Annotated in this window: 17 protein-coding genes; 3 read left to right on the forward strand and 14 right to left on the reverse strand. The window is 38.5% G+C overall.

What is annotated here, in order from left to right; genetic code table 11:
* Positions 1-16: 16 nt before the first annotated feature.
* Complete coding sequence (locus AC2G3J_RS13005; RefSeq protein ID WP_004721776.1) at positions 17-592, forward strand: PilZ domain-containing protein; 576 nt, start codon at positions 17-19, stop codon at positions 590-592.
* A 10-nt stretch (positions 593-602) separates the two neighbouring features.
* The gene (locus AC2G3J_RS13010) at positions 603-1,226 is read left to right on the forward strand and encodes a LysE family translocator (RefSeq protein WP_336954757.1); all 624 of its coding nucleotides are present in this window, start codon (positions 603-605) and stop codon (positions 1,224-1,226) included.
* A gap of 598 nt (positions 1,227-1,824) precedes the next feature.
* Here the strand turns inward: AC2G3J_RS13010 and AC2G3J_RS13015 are convergent.
* Together AC2G3J_RS13015 and AC2G3J_RS13020 are read right to left on the reverse strand one after the other, a co-directional pair.
* On the reverse strand, positions 1,825-2,661 hold the full coding sequence (locus tag AC2G3J_RS13015; protein ID WP_419360316.1) for an SDR family oxidoreductase: 837 nt from the start codon (positions 2,659-2,661) through the stop codon (positions 1,825-1,827).
* A gap of 87 nt (positions 2,662-2,748) precedes the next feature.
* Positions 2,749-4,269 carry a flavin-containing monooxygenase gene (locus AC2G3J_RS13020; RefSeq protein ID WP_483770094.1) on the reverse strand — a complete coding sequence of 507 codons (1,521 nt, stop codon included), beginning with the start codon at positions 4,267-4,269 and terminating at the stop codon, positions 2,749-2,751.
* Positions 4,270-4,379: 110 nt separating this feature from the next.
* Between AC2G3J_RS13020 and AC2G3J_RS13025 the strand changes: the two genes are divergently transcribed.
* On the forward strand, positions 4,380-5,018 hold the full coding sequence (locus AC2G3J_RS13025; protein ID WP_336954753.1) for a TetR/AcrR family transcriptional regulator: 639 nt from the start codon (positions 4,380-4,382) through the stop codon (positions 5,016-5,018).
* Between the two features lie 507 nt (positions 5,019-5,525).
* On the opposite strand, the gene AC2G3J_RS13030 is transcribed toward AC2G3J_RS13025, so the two are convergent.
* The 12 genes from AC2G3J_RS13030 to AC2G3J_RS13085 form a co-directional block, all read right to left on the reverse strand.
* Positions 5,526-7,103 carry a sensor domain-containing diguanylate cyclase gene (locus tag AC2G3J_RS13030; protein ID WP_336954752.1) on the reverse strand — a complete coding sequence of 526 codons (1,578 nt, stop codon included), beginning with the start codon at positions 7,101-7,103 and terminating at the stop codon, positions 5,526-5,528.
* A gap of 675 nt (positions 7,104-7,778) precedes the next feature.
* Positions 7,779-8,294: a hypothetical protein gene (locus AC2G3J_RS13035; RefSeq protein WP_419328853.1), complete on the reverse strand. Its 516-nt coding sequence runs from the start codon at positions 8,292-8,294 to the stop codon at positions 7,779-7,781.
* A gap of 105 nt (positions 8,295-8,399) precedes the next feature.
* Positions 8,400-8,858, reverse strand: a complete 459-nt coding sequence (locus AC2G3J_RS13040) for a lysozyme inhibitor LprI family protein (protein ID WP_483770095.1) — start codon at positions 8,856-8,858, stop codon at positions 8,400-8,402.
* Positions 8,859-9,362: 504 nt separating this feature from the next.
* Positions 9,363-10,634 carry a Glu/Leu/Phe/Val family dehydrogenase gene (locus tag AC2G3J_RS13045; protein ID WP_483770096.1) on the reverse strand — a complete coding sequence of 424 codons (1,272 nt, stop codon included), beginning with the start codon at positions 10,632-10,634 and terminating at the stop codon, positions 9,363-9,365.
* A gap of 36 nt (positions 10,635-10,670) precedes the next feature.
* Positions 10,671-11,591, reverse strand: coding sequence for a formimidoylglutamase (hutG, locus tag AC2G3J_RS13050; RefSeq protein ID WP_336954748.1), 921 nt, complete (start codon positions 11,589-11,591; stop codon positions 10,671-10,673).
* 28 nt (positions 11,592-11,619) lie between these two features.
* Entirely contained in the window at positions 11,620-12,831 is a 1,212-nt protein-coding gene (gene hutI / locus AC2G3J_RS13055) for an imidazolonepropionase (protein ID WP_336954747.1), read from the reverse strand.
* A gap of 52 nt (positions 12,832-12,883) precedes the next feature.
* Entirely contained in the window at positions 12,884-14,296 is a 1,413-nt protein-coding gene (locus AC2G3J_RS13060; RefSeq protein ID WP_336954746.1) for an amino acid permease, read from the reverse strand.
* Between the two features lie 64 nt (positions 14,297-14,360).
* Positions 14,361-15,899: a histidine ammonia-lyase gene (gene hutH, locus AC2G3J_RS13065; protein ID WP_336954745.1), complete on the reverse strand. Its 1,539-nt coding sequence runs from the start codon at positions 15,897-15,899 to the stop codon at positions 14,361-14,363.
* Between the two features lie 82 nt (positions 15,900-15,981).
* Entirely contained in the window at positions 15,982-17,658 is a 1,677-nt protein-coding gene (gene hutU / locus AC2G3J_RS13070; RefSeq protein ID WP_262781686.1) for a urocanate hydratase, read from the reverse strand.
* Between the two features lie 236 nt (positions 17,659-17,894).
* Positions 17,895-18,476 (reverse strand): HutD/Ves family protein, encoded by a 582-nt coding sequence (locus AC2G3J_RS13075; protein ID WP_419328846.1) that lies wholly within the window; start codon positions 18,474-18,476, stop codon positions 17,895-17,897.
* Positions 18,473-19,225: a histidine utilization transcriptional repressor HutC gene (hutC, locus tag AC2G3J_RS13080; protein WP_004721807.1), complete on the reverse strand. Its 753-nt coding sequence runs from the start codon at positions 19,223-19,225 to the stop codon at positions 18,473-18,475. The genes AC2G3J_RS13075 and hutC overlap by 4 nt, the downstream gene beginning before the upstream one ends.
* A gap of 489 nt (positions 19,226-19,714) precedes the next feature.
* On the reverse strand, positions 19,715-21,400 hold the full coding sequence (locus AC2G3J_RS13085) for a ShlB/FhaC/HecB family hemolysin secretion/activation protein (RefSeq protein WP_419360328.1): 1,686 nt from the start codon (positions 21,398-21,400) through the stop codon (positions 19,715-19,717).
* Between the last annotated feature and the right edge of the window lie 2 nt (positions 21,401-21,402).

Raw genomic sequence — 21,402 nt, forward strand, 5'->3', positions numbered from 1 at the left:
TAGTCCGAGGTGTTTTATGGAAGCGTTACAGCATCAAAATGAAGCAAATGAACGTCGTGTCATGTCACGAATCGATGCTGCGTTAAGGATCAACTATCAAATCATTTCTGAAGAAGTTGCGCTGAACGATCCATATGATGCTAATTTTGTATTACCGCGCTATTTTCTACTACTTGCAGAATTAGATCAATTTGATCATGCACTTCACTACGAATTAGAACAATTAAATGAAAAAGATCAACAAATTGCTCGAATCTTATCCTTATTCAACCAAAAGTTAAACCTTATTACTGGTTCTCTTTACGATTCTATTGTACAAACCATGTTACCAACGCCACAAAAAGTCAATTTTTCTGAAAGTGGCTTTAGTTTTACCAGCCAACAATACCTGAAACAAGGTAGCTTTATTCATGTCACCCTGAGCCATCCTGAAAATTTCTTCCATATTGCAGCAACGGCACAAATTGCGTACTCTGAACCTGCTGAAAACGAGCAATATCGTGTAGGTGCCTACTTCATTACCTTGCATCCTCAAGATAAAGTCAAACTCGCAGAATGTATCCAACAAAACATCACCCTACAGAATAATTGATATTGAACATATGGATTCTACTTTATTTGCTTTTGCCTTGATTGCCCTAGGTATGGCTCTCACCCCTGGTCCAAATATGATTTATCTGGTCTCAAGGTCCTTGTGTCAGGGCAAAACTGCGGGGATGGTTTCATTGGGAGGCACAGCACTCGGTTTTGTATTTTATATGCTATGTGCTGCTTTTGGAATTACTGCTTTATTAATGACGATTCCAGTTGCATACGATATTTTAAAAATTGCTGGCGCGTTCTACCTGATTTATCTTGGCTGGAAAACCATTCAATCACCTCACTCGCCTTTTGAGATTACCAGCAACCAATCTTATTCAAATTCAAAACTATTTTTGATGGGCTTTTTGACTAATCTACTGAATCCTAAAATTGCGATGATGTACTTAGCTTTGCTGCCACAATTTATCAAACCACATCAAGGCGATGTTTTAGTGCAAACGCTTAGTTTGGGTATTGTCCAAATTGTGATTAGTCTGTTCATCAACATGTTGTTTATTTTTTCTGCCAGTTCTTTTACCCAACTTTTAAATCGTCATGCGCTTTGGTTAAAAATGCAAAAATGGTTTATGGGTACAGTATTTTTTGGCTTAGCAACACAAATCATGCTGAGCTCCAAAAAATAATACAAATCAATCTAATAGAAACTTAAACGTTCCTAGTAAGATATGGTAGTACCAGCTTTACAGTAATACGCATTCAGGTATAGTCAACCCATCTAATTATTCATACAAATAACCTCTATCAAGTCATTGATCATAAATGAAGCTTATAGTTACGTATAAACTTTTTGAAACTGTTGGCTATTCATTCGTTTTTGTACTTTTGAATCCTAGATAGTGATCCTAACATGGATGTCGCCGTTGGGCGGGGGTACAGCACGTACCCCTCGCACATGAGTAAAAACAAAGCACAGCTTTGTTTGCAGCGCAAAGTTTGACATCCCCTACGAAAAGTGATGCATCGCCTACGCAAAGGTATTTAAACTTTCAATGTAAGCTGTGGCATTGCAATTTTTTTATAAACAAAAAATTTTCTTCCATATAGTTAATTTAATTAATAATATTGATTAAATCAATTCTACTCTTGTGTCTGAGTTTTTTGACAGATTGAATATAGATGCAATGATATCCATCTTAGCCACACCCATAAAAAATGGCTCAAAGTGGAGTATTTACTTTGAGCCAAATGAACTGATTTAAAAAGTTTCTTTTTAATAAGCAATTATTCTGCCAACTTATGAATTCGCTTGGCATAACTTGAATGGGCAGAATGATCAAGTTTAGTCAAGATACCATTATCCCCCAAGATACGACGTGCACCTGTTTGCGCCCATTGCGGCAATAAGGCATAAGCACTATGTACTGTTTGTAAGTAATCAGGTACTGCAATAAATAATCGAGGCTTAATCAAAGCACTCAAAACTGCATTGGCAACATCTTGTGATGTCACAACTGGAATCGTTTTTGCAGCATTTTCAGTTCCAGCGGTGAGCTCTGTCAGCACTTTACTGGGTAAAATTGCAGTGAACTGAATAGCTGAATCACGAAACTCACCTGCAACTGCTTCAGTGAGACCAATCACAGCAAATTTAGTTCCAGAATAAACCGCTGAACCTGGCAAAGCAAAACGGCCTGCAAGTGAAGCGATATTCACAATATGCCCTTGTTTATATTTGAGCAATTCGGGAAGTGCCAATTGCATGCCAATGATGACACCACGAAAGTTAATATCAATTTGTGCATCTGCTAAAGCGGGATCTTCATCCAGAAAAGCCCCCATCGGCATAATCCCAGCATTATTCACTAAACCATAAAAACTGCCATAATGTTGAATGGTGTTTTGAATAAATTGGGCAAATGATTTACGATCACGCACATCCACTTTAAAAGCTTTTGCACCAATACGCTGTGCTTCTTTTTCAGCAAGTGCTAAATCAAGATCACCAATACTGACTTTTGCACCTTGTGCAATTAAGGCTTCCGCGGTTGCTAAACCAATGCCACGTGCGGCACCAGTAATCGCAATCACTTTGCCTTTTAATTTTTGTTTTTTAAACATTGCTTTATCCTTTATTTAAAATCTTGGTACATTTCACATCTATCCTCTTTTATAGGCTTGAATAGGATGAAGATTAAAATCCCTTTTTCATACAATATCTTCTTGCTTTAACACTGGGCTTGGTTCAGGTTGATGATTAATCAAATACTCAGCTAAATTAAAATGTTTCATCTTTGCTCGGAGTTTATAGGTTGACCACGGCCAAACTGTACTGTTGCGCCCATTGCGATCAATAAAATAGCTTTGACATCCCCCCTTGTTCCATACCGTAGTTTGCAAAGCTGCTTGGACTTTTTCATTAAAGACTTTTGTAATTTTTGGATTTGGTTCAATAGTCTTGATGCCGAATTGAATTGCCTGTTTCAAAGCATCAATAATATAATCAAGCTGAGCTTCAATGATAATAAATGCTGAGGAACTCACAGCGACATTTGGACCAAACATCAGAAAGCCGTTTGGACAATTTTCTATCATTGTTCCCATATAGCCCTCAGGGCTCCCCTGCCAAACATCTGACATCCGCTGTCCAAAACGGTTATAGACACGATTGGCGATTGGCGGTTCTGCAATTTCAAACCCCGTACCAAGAATAATTATGTCTGCTTCACAACGTTCACCATTACTTGCAATTAAAGTATTACCATTTATTTCAGATAAACCGCTGGCAATCACCTCTACATTATTTTTTGCTAAAGCGGGATACCAATTGTTAGATTGCAAAATACGTTTACAACCCATAATAAAATTTGGGGTTAATTTTTCTCGTAGTTGTGGATTTTTAATATGGTAATTTAAATGCCATTTGGCTATTTTTTGGAATTGATTCATTGCCGCAGGACTTTGAATTCCACCATTTATCGTTTCAAAAATTCCATACACTGAACCTCGCATCAGCTGTTGAGTCAGCGGTAACAGCTTAAACATGGCACGAATGGGCGCAAGTAATGGCATGTCTGACTTGGGCAAAATCCATTGTGCAGTACGTTGAAAGATCGTCAGTTGTTTAACTTGTGGTTGAATCTGCGGTACAAACTGGATGGCCGAAGCACCTGTTCCAATCACCGCAACTCGTTGAGCGGTTAAGTCTAAATCATGCCGCCATTGTGAAGAATGAAAAATTTCCCCTTTAAAGGTTTCAATACCTTTAACATCAGGCAATACAGGTTCATGCATAGGACCACAAGCAAGAATTGCAAATTCAGAGCGCAACTCACCCTGTTCGGTTTGGATATTCCAGCACTTTTCTACATCTGACCACTGTGCTTTTAAAGCTTCACGATTCAAATGCACATGTGGCATGACCTTGTACTTATCTACCACATCAAATAAATATTGTTTAATTTCTTTTTGCTGTGCAAATACCCGTGACCATGCATGGTTTTGTTCAAATGAGTATGAATAAAGTGCGGATGGTACATCACAAGCGCAGCCTGGATAAGTATTTTCACGCCAGACCCCGCCCATTTCTGCAGCCTTTTCCAGCAATATGAAATCTTCAATCCCTGCTTGTTTTAATCTGATCGCAGCACCAAGACCAGCAAAACCGCCACCCACGATAATCACTTTGTAAAAGTTTTCATCCTTTGTATTTTTTTTCATTTTTTCCATGTTGAAAATCGCTTAGAATACAAACACTAGGAACACAATGTCAAAAACGGAATGACTTGTCAATTTCCATTGTTTAACAATTTTGAATATTTATTTGGTATTCTTTGCCTATGAATGAACCAACAACTTTACGTCGTGCAGAACGTCAACGTATCCAATTACAAGCCGATATTTTAGAAGCTGCGTTTTTAGAATTTTCTGAGCGTGGGTACCATCAAACAGCCATTTCAGATATTGCCAAACGCTTAGGCATTGGTCATGGTACTTTCTATCGCCATTTTGAAAATAAACGCAATATTTTGCAGCATGTTATTTCGGATACTATGCAAAAAATCATGGCATTGCTTACTGGTGAAAATGCCCCTCAGGCGGTGAATAATATTGAAGAATACCGTGAACAGTGTCAGCGAATTTCTGAACGTTTGCGTCTTTTTGCACAAGAGAATCCTCTAACTCTAAAATTATTATTACTTGAAGCAACTTCGATAGATGCTGAAATGACCAGATTTATTCAAAACTTGATGCAAATGGCGGGTATTTTTACTGCTAACTATTTAAAGCATGGGGTAGATTCTGGTTTTTTTCGTGAGAATTTAGATTGTGAAAATACTGGACATAATATCATTGGGATGATTACCAATGGGGCTCTACGTTTTTTAGCCAATCCTGAAGATATCAAGGGTTTAAAAAAATATGGCGATTCAATTATTGAATTAATCGTAGCTGGAGTTGCTAAAGCATCAACCTGATTTATGCCAATCAACATAATAAACTGAGTATAAATTAACATGAGTACAATATAAAATTCTTGAAAAAATAGGGTATTCGGAAATGTCATCCACAACTGTCTGAGGCTATTTCTACGACTCATTACATGGCTTGCTGACGGTCGAGAGTTTTGCGGTGAGCCTAGCTACACAAGAAGATTATTCTTTAGAAGCTTAGCTCCTCATTACGAAAAAAAGTAAGTCAAGCAATATTCTGAAATTGAATATAATTTCAGCAACACTCCACCAACATCATTGTTTTTCAATAAGTTAAAAATATATTTAGGTTAAGCATACCTTAAATTAAACTGTCTTTCTTTTTTCTCATACAAGCCTACGGATTATTGTTATCTTGTAGAGATCTGAAAAGTCACCCTTAGACGCAGATCTAGTCCCAACACACTGTTACATTTCATCCTAAGATTGAAATAGTACGTAAATTAACTCAAAAAATGCATTTATCTTGAAGATAAATTGTCGTTTTTAAAACTATTTTTTATAACGAATACAATTACGTCCATCCTTCTTTGCCAAATATAAATATTCATCAGCTGCTTTAAACACCTTATGGATGTCTGTAGAAATTTCAGGCCAATGTGCTATCCCTATCGACACGGTAATCGCGGGTATTTCTCCGATTGGCGTTACTTCTAATGCCTGTCGAACCCTCTCTGCAATATTAATACTTAAATTTTGACTATCGATAGGACTCAGAATCACAAACTCTTCTCCTCCAATCCGACAACAAACATCAATACTCCTGACACAATCCTTAATATTTTGTGCAGTTTTTGTCAGGACTAAATCTCCTTTTTCATGCCCATATTGGTCATTAATTTTTTTAAAATAATCGATATCAACGGCGATAATTGCAAACGCTGCTTCATTTTTCATTAAGCGTTCAATATGTAATTCCATTCCTCTACGATTATAAAGTCCTGTTAATGGATCTGTATTTACATAGTGATTGAGTGTAGATATTTTTTTCTTAAAATTTGAAGAGCTCTGTAACAGTGAGCGTTTAAAATTTCTTACCTCATAATATAAAGCATCCACATTTTTAATTTGAGTTGCAGTCTCTGGGTTATTGAGATGACTCGCCATTGTTGCTAAGCGATTTAATGGTGCTGAGATATAATAGGATATTTTCCAGATGATCAGAAAGATTAAAATATAAAAAACAAGCATATAAGCAATAATTTTATAAATCAGATAAGGAACTTTTTCTAAAAGCTTATGAGTCGGTTGTTGGGAAACGATGATCCAATTAGTATGACTTACTCTTGCAAAGCCTGCTAAATTATCGACCCCTTTGCTATTGACGAGCCTTATTTTTCCGATCATATGACTTGTCATATAATTGAGACCCGTATTATCTGTTGCAAGAGAGCCTATTCGACTTGCATCAGGATGAAAAATGATTTTTCTATTACTATCTAATACATACATATAACTATCTTTATAGTTAAAGCTTAGGGTTAGTAACTCATTAATAATATTTTTTTCTTTTAAATAAATTGCACCACCAATAAAGCCCAGATAATTTTTGTTTTTATCAAAAATAGGCTGAGAAATAAAAACAATTAAATTATTTTTAATTGAATAATATGGGCTTGTGATTACGGTCTTTTGAGTTTTAAGGGATTGTTTAAATCCCAGTGTGGAATTCACTACATTTTTATTAATGGCAATTTTTGAAGGTGAGAAATTGAGCACATGCCCATATTTATCTGAAATGATTACACTATCAAAGTAATTAGATTGAAATTTAAGTCGATCAACTTCTGATTGTTTAAATTGCTCATCACTAAATGAATTACCCAGTAAAGACGCACTATAATTTAACTGTTTTAGCACAGTCTGAATTTGAGAATCAGTTTTTTGGGCTATTTTTGTGGCATATTCCATATTGAACGAAAGCGAAGTATCTAATAGTTCTTTTTTTTGGATAGAATAATTCACAAAAAGCGAAGCAATAAATAAAATAGCGATGCTGAATATTGCTAAAAATAGAATAAGTTTTCTCAGATTTAACTTTAGACAAAATATGAGTTTTTTCAGTTTCATGAGGTCATGTGCAAACAGCATTTGATTGAATTTTATTCTTTTTCTCTAAGTATTACTACAATATTTTTATGATTGTTTAATTTATTTTCATGATTTTTAAATGATTTCCCATAATATACTTTATACCAAATTCATAGAGAATATCTAGCTTTGGTGAATGGAGTTTAGCCACTTCAAAGGTGCCTATCAATGATGAAAACGAAAGCAAATGAATAATATATTAATTAATAAAAATAAAGGAAATTAGCTAAAAATAACAGGAAAAATACTGCAATTACTTTATTTTGCATAGATATATGCTTTGAGATAGATACTACTCATATGATAAGACCAATAAAAATTGATCGGAGTTAGGCTTCATTTTTAGCATGTTACTGTAATTTTAATTTCGATTTGGTTGAATAATTAAAATGGCTAGAATCCTCTAAGCACTGTGAATTACTCACTGAACCTTCCTTATTTTAACTTACTTGGTATAGCGATAGCGAAGGGGTAAAATTAAAATAGGAAAGTGAAATTGGCAAAAAATATTTTGCTAAATTGAAGCTAGAGAGTTTGGATAAAATATTTTGATCTAGGTGATTTTCTGTAAGTGTGTCTTCTTATTAACGCTATCTGACAGATATCCACTTATGGGCAATCTGTCAGATTAAATCTGTAGTTTGGTTTTGATGATCACAAACCATCTTTGCTCTGCTTACATCCAATCACTAAAATACTCGTTATAATATCACCTGGACCTGTCAATGCCGTGATATTACACAGATACTGAGCACGCTCTTGTACCGCATTTTGATAATATCCAGTCGGGCGATATTGATTTTCATAAATAGCACCAACAACACCTTGCCCACCAGTTTGTCCAACAACACGCTGCCCTGCATATTCAGTTCCTGTTTGCACAAACTGTTGTACAACATGTTGGGAAACAACCGAATTTTCCCACATTGCAGAGCCACCATTATTACTTGCAGGAACGCGATAAGTGGGTGATCCAAAGATACCAATCGCTTTATTTACATGTTGCCCAACCAATTTATCAGCTGCTTGTTGCACAGGATTAGGTGTTGAAACACAGGCTGTTAGTGACAAACCTAGTGTTAATACAGCTAAAACGCTCAAAGCCCTAAATTTACGTCCATCCATTTGGTGTTGTGGATTATTGGTTGTCAATTGCTGTTTGCTGATCATAAGAAGGTTTCCTTTTCCTTACGCTGGTTATTTATCTTCACTAAAATGAACAAATACTTTTTTATAAAACATTTCGATGAGTTAAACATCGTGAGAAATCGTAAATTATGGATCAAGATAATATTCGGCCCGCACATTGCCTTGTTCCAACTCATTAGCGCGTTCAACCACCCGTTCAAGCGACTGTCGGTCACAATCTAGTGCTGTCATATTTTTACCTGAAGATTTAGCTGCATTTTCATCATCAAATGCGGCTTGATCACATTGATCATCTTTAAAATTTTGAAAAGATCGCCACTCTACTTGAGCATCGGTCAATCTACTTTGTTCATATGCTGAGAGCTTAGATGTCAGGTTTTTTACTGCCAAGTTTAATCTTTCATTCTGACGTAAATGCTCTGCACTAATGCATAATTGCTTGTTTGCTGTGGTTTTTGCTGTATTTATACAGCTTTGGTAGGTTTTTAAGTATTGTAATGTCGGTGCAGCTGCTAACAAAGTCGTAAAGCCACATACACTACCAATGCTCAAAACATAGATGCATTTTGAGTATACTTTATTCATATTATTAACTACTTTCTAAAAAGGTTTATAGCAGAAGCGTCTATAATTTATTCACACACTAAATATACTTTATAATTTAATTCATGTGAAATTAAAACCATAAAAAGGCAAATACTACACAAAATTTAAGACATTTTATTCAGGGTATATTTAGGTTTATTCTTACAATTCAGTCTAATAATTTTTATCGCATTGCATACTAAGTAAAAACAAAGCACTACTTTGCTTGTAGTATCAGGTGTCGCGTAAGATCAATGTATTGATACTCTTTAACTAACTGCTCAAATCTATATGCAAAATAAAGCAGTAAAAAATCTACAGTAAAATAAATTAAGGTTTATGGAATGTTATTTGTAGATAATACCAAGATTCTGGTAAGGCATTTATAATTCAATAGATTCTATAAATTCGCTGTTTAAATAGTCTGTCAAAATGCGCTTTAAACAGATAAAATAAAAATGACCTTAGCAGAGATCTGCTAAGGTCACGCTTACAACAAAAAAATTAGCCTGGGAAAATACCGCGTTCCATACGAGCTTTTAAGATACGCTCACAACCTAAAATAAAGGCAGCCGTTCTTAAACTACATACTTTGTCATTTGAAGTCTGCCATACATCATTAATCGCTTGAACCATCAATTTATCGAGTCTTTGGTTAATTTCTTCTTCCGACCAGAAGTAGCTTGACATATCTTGAACCCATTCAAAATAACTTACAGTTACACCGCCTGCATTACAAATCACATCAGGTACAACGGTAATACCACGTTGGATTAAGATATCATCTGCTTCTGGGTAAGTTGGACCGTTTGCCCCTTCGAGTACCAATTTCGCTGTTAATTTCTGCGCACGTTCAACCGTGATTTGACCTTCCAATGCAGCCGGAATCAAAATATCCATTTCGACATCCCAGAAATCTTCATCACTAATTGCTTGAGCGCCAGCAAATCCCCCCACGCCCTGATTGCTCTCTAAATAAGTCTTTAAAGCAGCTAAATCAATACCTTGAGGATTATAAATCGTCCCTGTATGGTCTTGAATTGTTACAATAATAGATTTCGAATCTGCAAATAGATATGCAGCTTCACTACCAACATTACCAAAACCTTGAACAGCAACTCGTGCACCCTCTAAAGGAAGTTTAATTTTTGCTGCAACTTGTTGGCCTGTAATAAATACTCCACGCCCAGTTGCTTTAATTCGACCTAAAGAGCCGCCCAAATGAATCGGCTTACCCGTTACAACACCTGTTACTGTATGGCCTTGACCCGATGAATATGTATCCATAATCCAACCCATAACATTGGGATTGGTACCAACATCAGGTGCTGGAATATCTTTTTGAGGGCCAATAATATGGCTAATTTCACTGGTATAACGACGTGTTAAACGTTCTAATTCACGTGGGGAAAGTTGACGAGGATCGACACGAACACCACCTTTTGCACCACCAAAAGGTAGATTTAAAACCGCAGTTTTAATAGTCATCCAAGCAGAGAGAGCCATCACTTCATTGAGATCTACATCTGGATGGTAGCGAATACCGCCCTTACCAGGACCACGGGATAAGTTATGTTGAACACGATAGCCTTCAAAATGACGGATCGTACCATCATCCATAACAATCGGTACATCGACAATCAAAGCACGTTTTGGTCGCTTTAAGGTGTCGATATAATCTTTGAGATGTTCTAAATGCGGTGTAACACGCTCGATTTGTTCAAGGTAGGTAGACCATGGACCGTTATTTTGAGAGATATAAGATAAATTAGACATACTTTGCTTATCCTTTTGATGAAGTCACTTGAATCATCAATCAAATATGTAGTTAAAAATGATATAAGCGGCTAATTTGGCAGTTCTGTTGTCCAAATCAAACCGTGGATTACATTCAGCCACATCAAAAACTTTGATCTTGCCAGTTTTTTTAATGGCTTCTAATAATGGGTCAAAAGTAGATAAATCGATTCCTTTCACCGCAGGTGCGCTGACACCCGGCGCAATGCTAGCGTTAAATACATCAAGGTCAACCGTAATATACAAATAGTCTACTTTTTTAATAAAATTATTTATTCTTAAGATTAAATTTTCAACATTTTGCAGTTTTAATTCATAATCGTAAATATAATTACAGTTTAAACGTGCTGCTGTGTCAAACAAAATTTTAGTATTTGAATGCTTAGCAACACCAATACACATGTAATTAAATTCTTGATCAAACTGCTCTGATAGTTTAGCAGCATTTAAAAAAGGTGTGCCTGAAGTGACATATTCAGCTTCGCGCAAATCAAAATGTGCATCGAAGTTAATAATCCCTATTTTCTTATTTAGATGATTATTTTGAATGTATTGAAATAAGCCTGAAAAACTCCCAAAGGCAACTTCATGTCCACCACCTAACACAATGGGCTTCATGTTGGAATTTAAACTACGTTCAACTTGATGCGCTAATTCCGCCTGCGCTATTTCAAGTTCAGCATGATCACAAATCACCGTACCTAAATCGATAATAGTCACAGGTTGATGCACTGGTAAATTTGCCAATTGAGCACGAATCATATCTGGTGCATCTGCTGCACCTAAGCGTCCATGATTGCGTTTAACTCCTTCATCTGAACTAAAGCCAATGAAAGCAAAAGATGCCTGAGGACTGGTATTGATCACTTGATGGAGTCGAAGATATGCATCACCCTCCCCATCTTGTCGTCCTTGCCACATAAATGAATGATTCATTATTAATATCACTCTATCAAAATTAATCTCATGCTGAGATCAAGATTTCATTTCCATGTTGGATGATTCGTTTTGACAAATCACCGCCAAGCCAATACACAATTTCAGAAGGATGTTCTATATCCCAAGCAATAAAGTCCGCCACTTTACCTTGTTCTAATGTGCCATGCGTGTCTTGTAAACCCAGTGCATAAGCAGCATGCGTTGTGACACCTGCGAGTGCTTGCTCTGGTGTTAAACGAAATAATGTACTGCCCATATTCAGCATTAAACGTAATGATAAAGTTGGCGATGTTCCTGGATTTAAATCACTGGATAATGCAATACGGACACCATGTTGATGCAAACTATCTAAAGGTGGATATTTGGTTTCTCTTAAAAAATAGAATGCTCCTGGCAATAACACAGCAACTGTGCCTGAAGTTGCCATGGCTTTGGCATCAGCTTCGGTCATGTATTCCAAATGATCTGCGGACAATGCATGGTAACGCGCAGCAAGCGTTGAACCACCAAGAGATGAGAGTTGTTCTGCATGTAGTTTAACGGGTAAGTTTAATGCTTGAGCTGCTTTAAAAACACGCTCAACTTGCGCAGGAGAAAATGCCAAATGCTCACAGAAAGCATCGACAGCATCGACTAAACCTTCTTGATGAAGTTTGGGTAACATCTCTGCACAGATATGTTCAATATAAGCATCACTTTGATCTTGATACTCTGGTGGCAAAGCATGTGCAGCCAAACACGTACTTTTTACGGTCATCGGTAAAGTGTGAGCGATTTTACGAATCACACGAAGCATTTTGCGTTCATTGATATAGTCCAGACCATAGCCTGACTTAATTTCAATGGTGGTTACTCCATCTTTAAGCATACAACGAATACGTTTCAGTGCTGAAGCAAGGAGTTGTTCTTCACTTGCTTCTCGGGTTGCCCGTACAGTGCTTGCAATACCACCACCACTCGCTGCAATTTCTGCATAGCTGGCACCTTGTAAGCGTTTTTCAAACTCAACACTGCGATTTCCGCCAAATACACTATGCGTATGACAATCAATTAAACCGGGAGTCACCCATGCGCCATTGAGGTCAATGGTTTCAGCATAGTCATCTACAGGAACATCTTTTTCTGCGCCAATCCAGTGGATATGTTGCGCTAAAGTAACGATTGCAGCATATTCAACACTGGAGTATCGCCCATCTTGCATAGTTGCAATATGACAGTTTGTCCAAAGTTTTTTCATTGACATTTCCTCTTACTGCCCATGCTTTAATCATGCTTGGGCAGCTTCAATATCAGCTTTCCATTTCGATGTTTTGTTGGAGATCTTGTTTTTCTTTTACTGAGTTTTGCTTGGGCTTTACCCAAATCGTATAGGCAATCCAGAGTAAAACTAACCAGGTTATACCAACATAAAGCGCAGGTCGTGAGTCTGGAAAATATCCCATCATGGCTAAAATAAACAGCATAAATACAATGGCAAATGCAGGCGCATAAGGCCAACCTATTACAGGGAAATCTAATGCTTTAATTTCTAACTTAGATAGTTTACGACGCATGCCCACTTGAGAAAGTAAAATCATCAACCACACCCAAACTGTTGCAAATGTTGCAATTGATGCGATGATAATAAATACATTTTCAGGAATCAGATAGTTAAGCACTACCCCAATAAGTAACACCCCCGCCATCACCACTACAGTCATCCATGGAACACCATTACGTGAGAGTTTCTGGAACACTTGAGGTGCTTGTTTATGCTTAGACATACCATAGAGCATACGCCCTGCACCAAATACATCACTATTGATCGCGGAAATTGCAGCTGTAATGACCACAATATTTAAAACAGTTGCTGCAGATTTGATGCCTAAATTTTCAAAAATTTGTACAAATGGACTGCCTTGGCTACCAATTTGATTCCATGGGAAAATCGACATCAATACAAAAATCGTCAGAATATAAAAAAGTAAGATACGCACAGGAACCGCATTAATCGCACGAGGAATCGACGTTTTCGGATCTTGTGACTCACCCGCTGTAATCCCAATGATTTCGATGCCACCGAATGCAAATACCACAACAGATAAACAGGCAACTAAACCCATAATCCCATTTGGCATAAAACCTTCATGAATCCATAGGTTTTGAATACCTGGTACAAAACCAGTGTGATCGGCATTGAAGCCATAGAACATCAGACCAAAACCACCCAAAATCATGGCAACAATAGCACTGACCTTGACGATGGATAACCAGAACTCCACCTCACCAAAGACTTTAACGTGGATCAGGTTAATTGCCCCTAAGAACATAATCAGCGATAAAATCCAGATCCATCGTGGCACATCGGGGTACCAAAACCCCATATAGATACCGAAAGCAGTCACGTCAGCCAAGGCGACAATGATCATTTCAAAAACGTAGGTCCAACCTGTGGTAAAACCAGCTAAAGGACCAATATAATTTGAGGCATATTCACTAAAAGAACCTGATACAGGGTTATGAACAGCCATTTCCCCTAATGCTCGCATCACAATATAAATTGCAATCCCTGCAACCATATAAGCAATTAAAACAGACGGACCAGCCATTTTAATTGCCGTTGCTGATCCATAGAAAAGCCCCGTGCCAATCGCTGAACCCAATGCCAAAAAGCGGATATGACGGGTGTTTAACCCCCGCTGTAATGTGGAGTGTTGTGACATTATAATCTCCAATCCTTGAGGAAATTTAGTTAGATTCGGTCACTCCATGTGACCGTTTTATTGATCACACTTCGGACAAGCTCGGTAGTAGCTTTGCAATGAGCAATTCGTTCAGACAACCACTTGCGAGCAATTCACTTGCTTGTTCGATATCTGGCGCGAAGAAACGATCTTCACTGTAATACGCCACTTGATCACGCAGAATTTTTCGGGCACGCTCAAGTTTAGGAGAGCTTTTCAATCCTTCACGGAAATCAAGTCCTTGACATGCACCTAACCACTCAACTGCAAGAATGCCGCGAACGTTATCAGCCATATACCACAAGCGTTTTCCTGCATTAGGCGCCATGGAAACATGGTCTTCCTGATTTGCAGAGGTCGGTAAACTATCAACACTGGCAGGATGTGCAAGTGCTTTATTGTCACTCGCTAACGCAGCGGCTGTTACTTGAGCAATCATAAAGCCCGAATTCACCCCACCATTGGCAACCAAAAATGGAGGAAGCTGTGACATATGGCGATCCATCATCATCGAAACACGACGTTCAGACAGTGAACCAATCTCTGCAATCGCTAAGGCTAAATTATCAGCAGCCATTGCCACAGGTTCAGCATGGAAGTTACCCGCTGAGATTACGTCACCTTCTGCCGCAAACACCAATGGGTTATCTGAAACTGCATTCGACTCAATCGCTAATACTTCTGCTGCTTGGCGAATTTGCGTTAAACAAGCCCCCATCACTTGAGGTTGACAACGCAGTGAATACGGGTCTTGAACCTTGCTACAATCTTCATGTGAATGTGCAATTTCACTTGATTCAGTCAATAAGTCACGATATGCAGCGGCAACATCAATTTGACCACGCTGACCACGAACTTCATGGACACGTGCATCAAACGGCGCACGTGAACCGAGCATAGCTTCAACGCTTAACCCACCACAAACGGTCGCAGCAGCAAATAAATCTTCAGCTTCAAATAGACCACGTAATGCGTATGCTGTTGAAACCTGTGTACCATTTAAAAGTGCCAAACCTTCTTTGGCTGCTAAAGTAATGGGTTCTAAACCTGCGATTTTAAGTGCTTCAACTGCTGGGAACCATTCCCCTTTATAGCGTGCTTTACTTTCACCGAGTAAAACCAGAGACATATGTGCAAGGGGTGCCAAGTCACCTGAAGCGCCGACTGAACCTTTTAATGGAATATGTGGATAAACTTCTGCATTGATCAAGGCAAGGATTGCATCAATCACTTTAGGACGGATACCAGAAAAACCACGTGCCAAACTATTGGCCTTTAACAACATAATTAAGCGAACCATCGCATCATCTAAAGGTACTCCCACACCAGCAGCATGAGAAAGTACCAATGAACGTTGTAACTGTTCTAAGTCTTCAGGAGCAATTTTACTTGAAGCGAGTAAGCCAAAACCAGTATTGATACCGTAAGCTGTGCGTCCTTCATTCACAATCTTTTCGACACATGCAACACTGGCATTGATGCCAGCATAAGCACTGTCATCAAGTTTAACTTTGATTGGATTTAAATACGCTTGGCGAAGATCTGCGAGAGTGAGCTTGCCTGGTTGAATTAAAAGTTCCATTTTGACGTCCTGTTTTACGCTATATTGTTCTCTTACGATGCTACTTACACAATTGCAAAAAGCATCGTAATGTCCATGTCTTTTATTTGGTGATCATCGGCAAGTTCAAACCTTGCGCTTTGGCACATTCGACGGCAATATCATAACCAGCATCTGCATGACGCATCACGCCTGTTGCTGGGTCATTGGTCAATACCCGAGCAATACGTGCTGCTGCTTCATCGGTACCATCACAAACAATCACGACACCTGAGTGTTGAGAGAAGCCCATCCCGACACCACCGCCGTGATGTAATGAAACCCAAGTCGCGCCACCTGCTGTATTAAGTAAAGCATTCAATAATGGCCAATCAGATACAGCATCGGAACCATCTTGCATTGCTTCAGTTTCACGATTTGGACTGGAAACCGAACCTGAGTCTAAATGATCGCGACCTATGACGATTGGTGCTGAAAGCTCACCACTACGTACCATTTCATTAAATGCCAGACCTAATTTTGCACGCAAGCCTAAACCAACCCAGCAAATACGTGCTGGTAAGCCTTGGAAGCTAATCCGTTCTCTTGCCATGTCTAACCAACGATGTAAATGTTCATCATCTGGAATCAATTCTTTAACTTTTGCATCTGTTTTATAGATATCTTCAGGGTCACCTGAAAGTGCAACCCAACGGAATGGTCCAATACCACGACAGAATAATGGACGGATATAAGCAGGTACAAAACCAGGGAAATCAAATGCGTTTTCTACGCCTTCTTCCTGCGCCATTTGACGGATATTATTGCCATAGTCAAAGGTTGGAACACCCATTTTTTGGAAATCCAACATCGCTTGTACATGCTTCGCCATAGATTGTTTTGCAGCTTTTACCACTGCTTCTGGCTCAGTTTTGGCACGTTGACGATATTCTTCCCATGTCCAACCAATGGGTAAATAGCCATTGAGTGGATCATGTGCACTGGTTTGATCCGTCACCATGTCCGGATGAACGCCACGGCGAACTAATTCAGGTAAAATTTCAGCTGCATTGCCATGTAGCGCAATCGAAATCACCTTGCCTTCTTTGGTATAACGGTCGATACGCGCCAAAGCATCATCTAAATCTGTTGCTTGTTCATCGACATAACGTGTACGTAAACGGAAATCAATACTGGCTTGCTGGCATTCGATATTAAGCGAGCATGCGCCTGCCAATGTCGCAGCTAAAGGCTGAGCCCCTCCCATTCCACCTAAACCAGCAGTCAACACCCAACGACCTTTTAAGTCCCCGTTGTAGTGCTGGCGACCAGCTTCAACAAAAGTTTCATAGGTGCCTTGTACAATGCCTTGGCTGCCGATATAGATCCAAGAACCTGCGGTCATTTGACCATACATTGCCAAGCCTTTGGCATCTAGCTCGTTGAAATGTTGCCAATTTGCCCAATGTGGAACTAAGTTTGAATTGGCAATAAGAACACGTGGTGCATCTTTATGTGTTTTGAATACGCCGACGGGTTTACCTGATTGAACCAATAAAGTTTCGTCATTTTCTAAAGTTTTAAGTGTTTCAACAATCTTGTCATAACATTCCCAATTACGTGCAGCACGACCAATACCACCGTAAACAACAAGCTCTTTTGGATTCTCTGCGACATCAGGATCAAGATTATTCATCAACATACGCAGTGGAGCTTCAGTCAACCAACTTTTTGCATTGAGCTTAGTACCACGAGGTGCGCGAATTTCTACATCACGAAATTTTGTTGTCGTTGTTGTCACAATAGGACTCCTTCCTTTGAGTTTAAACCAGCAAATTAAACTGCATTCACTGTATAGCAATGTACTAACTTGTATATACATCTATATACTACACAAATCTTTAATATTGAAAAGATGCTTTTTAAATTATTTTTAAAAAAATTTATAAACATATAAAATAAATAGATTTATTTTTCATAAAAACAAAAAACGCAGACAACTTAAGGTTGTATGCGTTTAAGTAGAATCAATAAAATTTAGATTTTTGTGAGTTGTATTAGACAAGTTTGCTTTAAAAATTGCTGATTTAAAATGATTGTCTTTAATGATTTTTCATCTTCGAGTTTAAGACTGTCCTGATGTTCCAGATGAAAAATCTGTTGACCAATTTCGATAACTAACACCTCAACACTCTGATTAAAAACAAACATCACGTCAGATAATATGGGTATTTCTAAGGCTTCTGGAGAGAAAATCCACTGATACTGTGCATCAAACTTTTTTGGATTAAAAATCAAATTAAAATCGCGAATGTACCCTGCCAGCAATTCACAACTGACCACGCTGTCTCCACGAAACTCGACGGACTGCAATGTTTTTAAATACTTAAAATCATCATCTATACGCAGTGAAAGACCTTGACCTTCCAATACCGTCAAAAAGCGATTCATCCCATTAAACTTGGAAAAATCACTCGATGTTTTCACATCGGCCATCGAAATCCGCCAATCAAACTCAACTAAGCTTTCACCGACACTACGGGCGATTTCAAGCGTATAGCCTTTCCCATTTTTCCATCGCATTTTTTTGTAATGGCTGGCTTTTAAAAGCTCAATCATTGGGTAAATTTACCTTCCAAATAATAGCGACTGCCAGGATAAATCAGTCTTGCACTGGAGATCAGTTGTTTATTGGACCATGTTCTACGGCGGATCAATAAACAAGGCTCTGTTTTATTGATTTTTAGCCATTTACATTCTTGTGCTGAAGCAAGAATAGCAGTAACCACATGCTCACCTTCAGTAACAGGTGCTTTTGACATTAAATAGGCATTAGGCGTGATAGTTTTAAAATCTTGTGCCAAATAATCTGGAATCAGTACGGGATCAACTAAACGATCTTCGATCTGCACAGGCACATCATTTTCATAATGCACAATGATCGAGTGAAATAGTCGTTGTCCTTCTCGAATTTGCATTAATCGACTTTGTTCTTCATTGGCTTGAATTTGTTCAAGTACCAATACTTCAGCATGATGTTTATGATTTCTCGCAATAATTTCTTCTGCAATATTATTCACATGAAATAATGCTGTACGACCTTGCCCTTCAGCGACAAAAGAGCCAACACCTTGTATACGCACCAATAAACCTTCACTGGTCAGTTCGCGCAATGCCCGATTGACCGTCATACGACTACAACCCAGTAAATTCACCAACTCACTTTCTGAAGGAATTTTTTTATTTACAGTCCATGTTCCTTCATAAATTTTTTGTGAAATCATTTGCTTCACGCGCAAATACAAAGGAACAGGACTATCTTCTTCTAGAGATAAGTCTAGATCATTGTGCTTTGACGCTCTTGACATTGGCTAAAACTCATACAAAATATTCTAACTCATTGTATCTTGAGTCGATGTTATTTGTATATACAAGCCTATACAAATAATCATGATAAAAATATCCATTACTCATCAATGGCATTCCAACTTATATCCATTTAATCATTTTGCTTTTACATCATTTAATCATAGATGGTGTAGCGGTCACCCAACGAATATTAATCGGCTTTGTTTGCAGCGCAAGGTTTGACTTCGTCTACGCAAAAGAATTTAAACTTTAAATGTAAAGTGTGGCTGTGTAAGTTTTAATCTCATCAGCTAGATTTTTAAATCCCTTTTGCTAAGTTTTTACTCAGATTGTTTGAATCCTCCCCCTTGCGAAGTGAATACTTCTCACCTTTTTTGAAGGAGGGAGTTTTTCGTTACTCAAATAAATTGAGTTTAACCATACAGCGTGTTGCTATCGCGTGGCGACATAAATAAGAAGACAAAAGCCTCCTTATTTATTCAATCAAATTAGAAAGTCTTTCTTAAACTCAACCAGTACTGGTGATTATCACGGTCTTGCAACTGCTCTGGCGTATTTCCAATTGGAAAGGCAACTTCTGCATTGGCTTGAATATTCCACGCACTCGTCCAGTTCAAACCTAAACCTGCACTACTGATTTGAACTTGATTATCGCCTGTCACACCTGCCCAACGCTTAGCATTTAACGTGACTTCTGCTGTATCGATAAATACTTTCCCTGTTAGCTGATGCTTTGCATCGGCAAATAAACTTTGTCTCAGTTCTGCCGTGGCCAAATAACCTGTAGAGCCTGCAAATTGACTCGATTCATAACCACGAACATTAAATGGACCACCACCTAGATATTGCTCTGCACTGTCTAGATTATAAGGACTGTATTGTCCATAAACTCCCAAATAGCCTTGCGTGCCCTTATTGCTTAGGTTTTGTAAGCGTGACAGATTCAATGTAGCTGTATAGTAGTCTCCAGCTGTCTTCGCTGTTTGCGCATCTAAAGCAGCGGCATCATCGTTTTTAAATTTCACACGACCATAACTGGTTGAGGCACCATATTGGGTTAAGCCTCCACCCAAGAATTGATCGAACTGCGAGCCATCCAGTCGGGCAGTCACCACGTCAATATTTCGATGTTTGTAATATTGATTGAGCTGAATATCATCTTTCAGTTGTTTATGATCATATTGTAAGCTGAGAAGGACTTCTGCATTATTGGTCAGTAAGGCAGGTTGGCTAATGAATACGCTACTTTGTGCAGCACTCCCTTCTGCGCCAATGTTTTTTAGCTCTTTTCCAAGTTCATAATCTAGATAAGAATAACTTGCGCCTGCCCGAGTACCCATTCCTGTAAAGGTAAATGCATAACCCACGCGCCCGTAGTTCATGCGTTTGCCTGCAGTCATTACATCTAAACTCAGTTCATCGCCTAAGCCTGCAAGGTTGTTGGCAGAAATTCCAGCGGTTCCACGCACTTGACTGGTATAACGATTACCAAAGTTATCTGCGCCAATATAACCATTCAACATGCCTGCATTTTGTACTTCAACATTGAGTTGGCTACTTCCGACTGTTGCACCAGGGGTCAAAACATTTCGGGTATTGACCCCATTTAAACGATTGAGCAGTTTGAGTTGTTGTTGCATCTGGTCACTGTTGATCCGCTCACCTTGTTTAAGTGGTGCAACGGTTTGTTCAATTAGCCAGTTTTGCGTTCGACTTTGATTATCAATCTGGGTTTGATCATAATACGCTTCGAGTACATTGATACGTACTACACCCTGACTTAGATTCTGCTGAGGCAGATAAGCCCGACTATAGGCATAGCCCTGTTGCTGGTAGTAAGTGGTAATCTTTTGGGCTACTTGCCAAAGTTGCTGAAGACTCAATTGTTTACCTTCGGCATCCGCCACTAAGTGATGCAATTGCGCTGTGCTAAAACGACTATTTCCAGTGATTTCAATTTTGCGTACAGGAATTTGGATATCAGGTGAGTTAGGTACGTTATTGCTTGCTGAACTTTCTATCTGAACAGCAGCCTGTGGTTCAAGGCTTTGTCCTTGTTGCTGTTGTTGTAGCAGTTGACCCGCATTAGGTGCTGGCGCTGCATGGTTACTGCTGGTCAAAAGCATCAGACAAGCAGCCACAGATGTTGCCAAAATATTGTGTTGTTGTTTCATCA

Source organism: Acinetobacter legionensis (assembly GCF_057165765.1).

Bases quoted from the DNA above. Each gene is read 5' to 3' on its own strand.
- AC2G3J_RS13020 (WP_483770094.1), bottom strand. From the start codon at position 4,269: ATGGAAAAAATGAAAAAAAATACAAAGGATGAAAACTTTTACAAAGTG.
- AC2G3J_RS13075 (WP_419328846.1), bottom strand. From the start codon at position 18,476: ATGATTGAGCTTTTAAAAGCCAGCCATTACAAAAAAATGCGATGGAAA.
- AC2G3J_RS13085 (WP_419360328.1), bottom strand. From the start codon at position 21,400: ATGAAACAACAACACAATATTTTGGCAACATCTGTGGCTGCTTGTCTG.
- hutH (WP_336954745.1), bottom strand. From the start codon at position 15,899: ATGGAACTTTTAATTCAACCAGGCAAGCTCACTCTCGCAGATCTTCGC.
- AC2G3J_RS13040 (WP_483770095.1), bottom strand. From the start codon at position 8,858: ATGAATAAAGTATACTCAAAATGCATCTATGTTTTGAGCATTGGTAGT.
- AC2G3J_RS13010 (WP_336954757.1), top strand. From the start codon at position 603: ATGGATTCTACTTTATTTGCTTTTGCCTTGATTGCCCTAGGTATGGCT.
- AC2G3J_RS13045 (WP_483770096.1), bottom strand. From the start codon at position 10,634: ATGTCTAATTTATCTTATATCTCTCAAAATAACGGTCCATGGTCTACC.
- hutC (WP_004721807.1), bottom strand. From the start codon at position 19,225: ATGTCAAGAGCGTCAAAGCACAATGATCTAGACTTATCTCTAGAAGAA.
- hutG (WP_336954748.1), bottom strand. From the start codon at position 11,591: ATGAATCATTCATTTATGTGGCAAGGACGACAAGATGGGGAGGGTGAT.
- AC2G3J_RS13030 (WP_336954752.1), bottom strand. From the start codon at position 7,103: ATGAAACTGAAAAAACTCATATTTTGTCTAAAGTTAAATCTGAGAAAA.
- AC2G3J_RS13060 (WP_336954746.1), bottom strand. From the start codon at position 14,296: ATGTCACAACACTCCACATTACAGCGGGGGTTAAACACCCGTCATATC.
- AC2G3J_RS13005 (WP_004721776.1), top strand. From the start codon at position 17: ATGGAAGCGTTACAGCATCAAAATGAAGCAAATGAACGTCGTGTCATG.
- AC2G3J_RS13015 (WP_419360316.1), bottom strand. From the start codon at position 2,661: ATGTTTAAAAAACAAAAATTAAAAGGCAAAGTGATTGCGATTACTGGT.
- AC2G3J_RS13025 (WP_336954753.1), top strand. From the start codon at position 4,380: ATGAATGAACCAACAACTTTACGTCGTGCAGAACGTCAACGTATCCAA.
- hutI (WP_336954747.1), bottom strand. From the start codon at position 12,831: ATGAAAAAACTTTGGACAAACTGTCATATTGCAACTATGCAAGATGGG.
- AC2G3J_RS13035 (WP_419328853.1), bottom strand. From the start codon at position 8,294: ATGATCAGCAAACAGCAATTGACAACCAATAATCCACAACACCAAATG.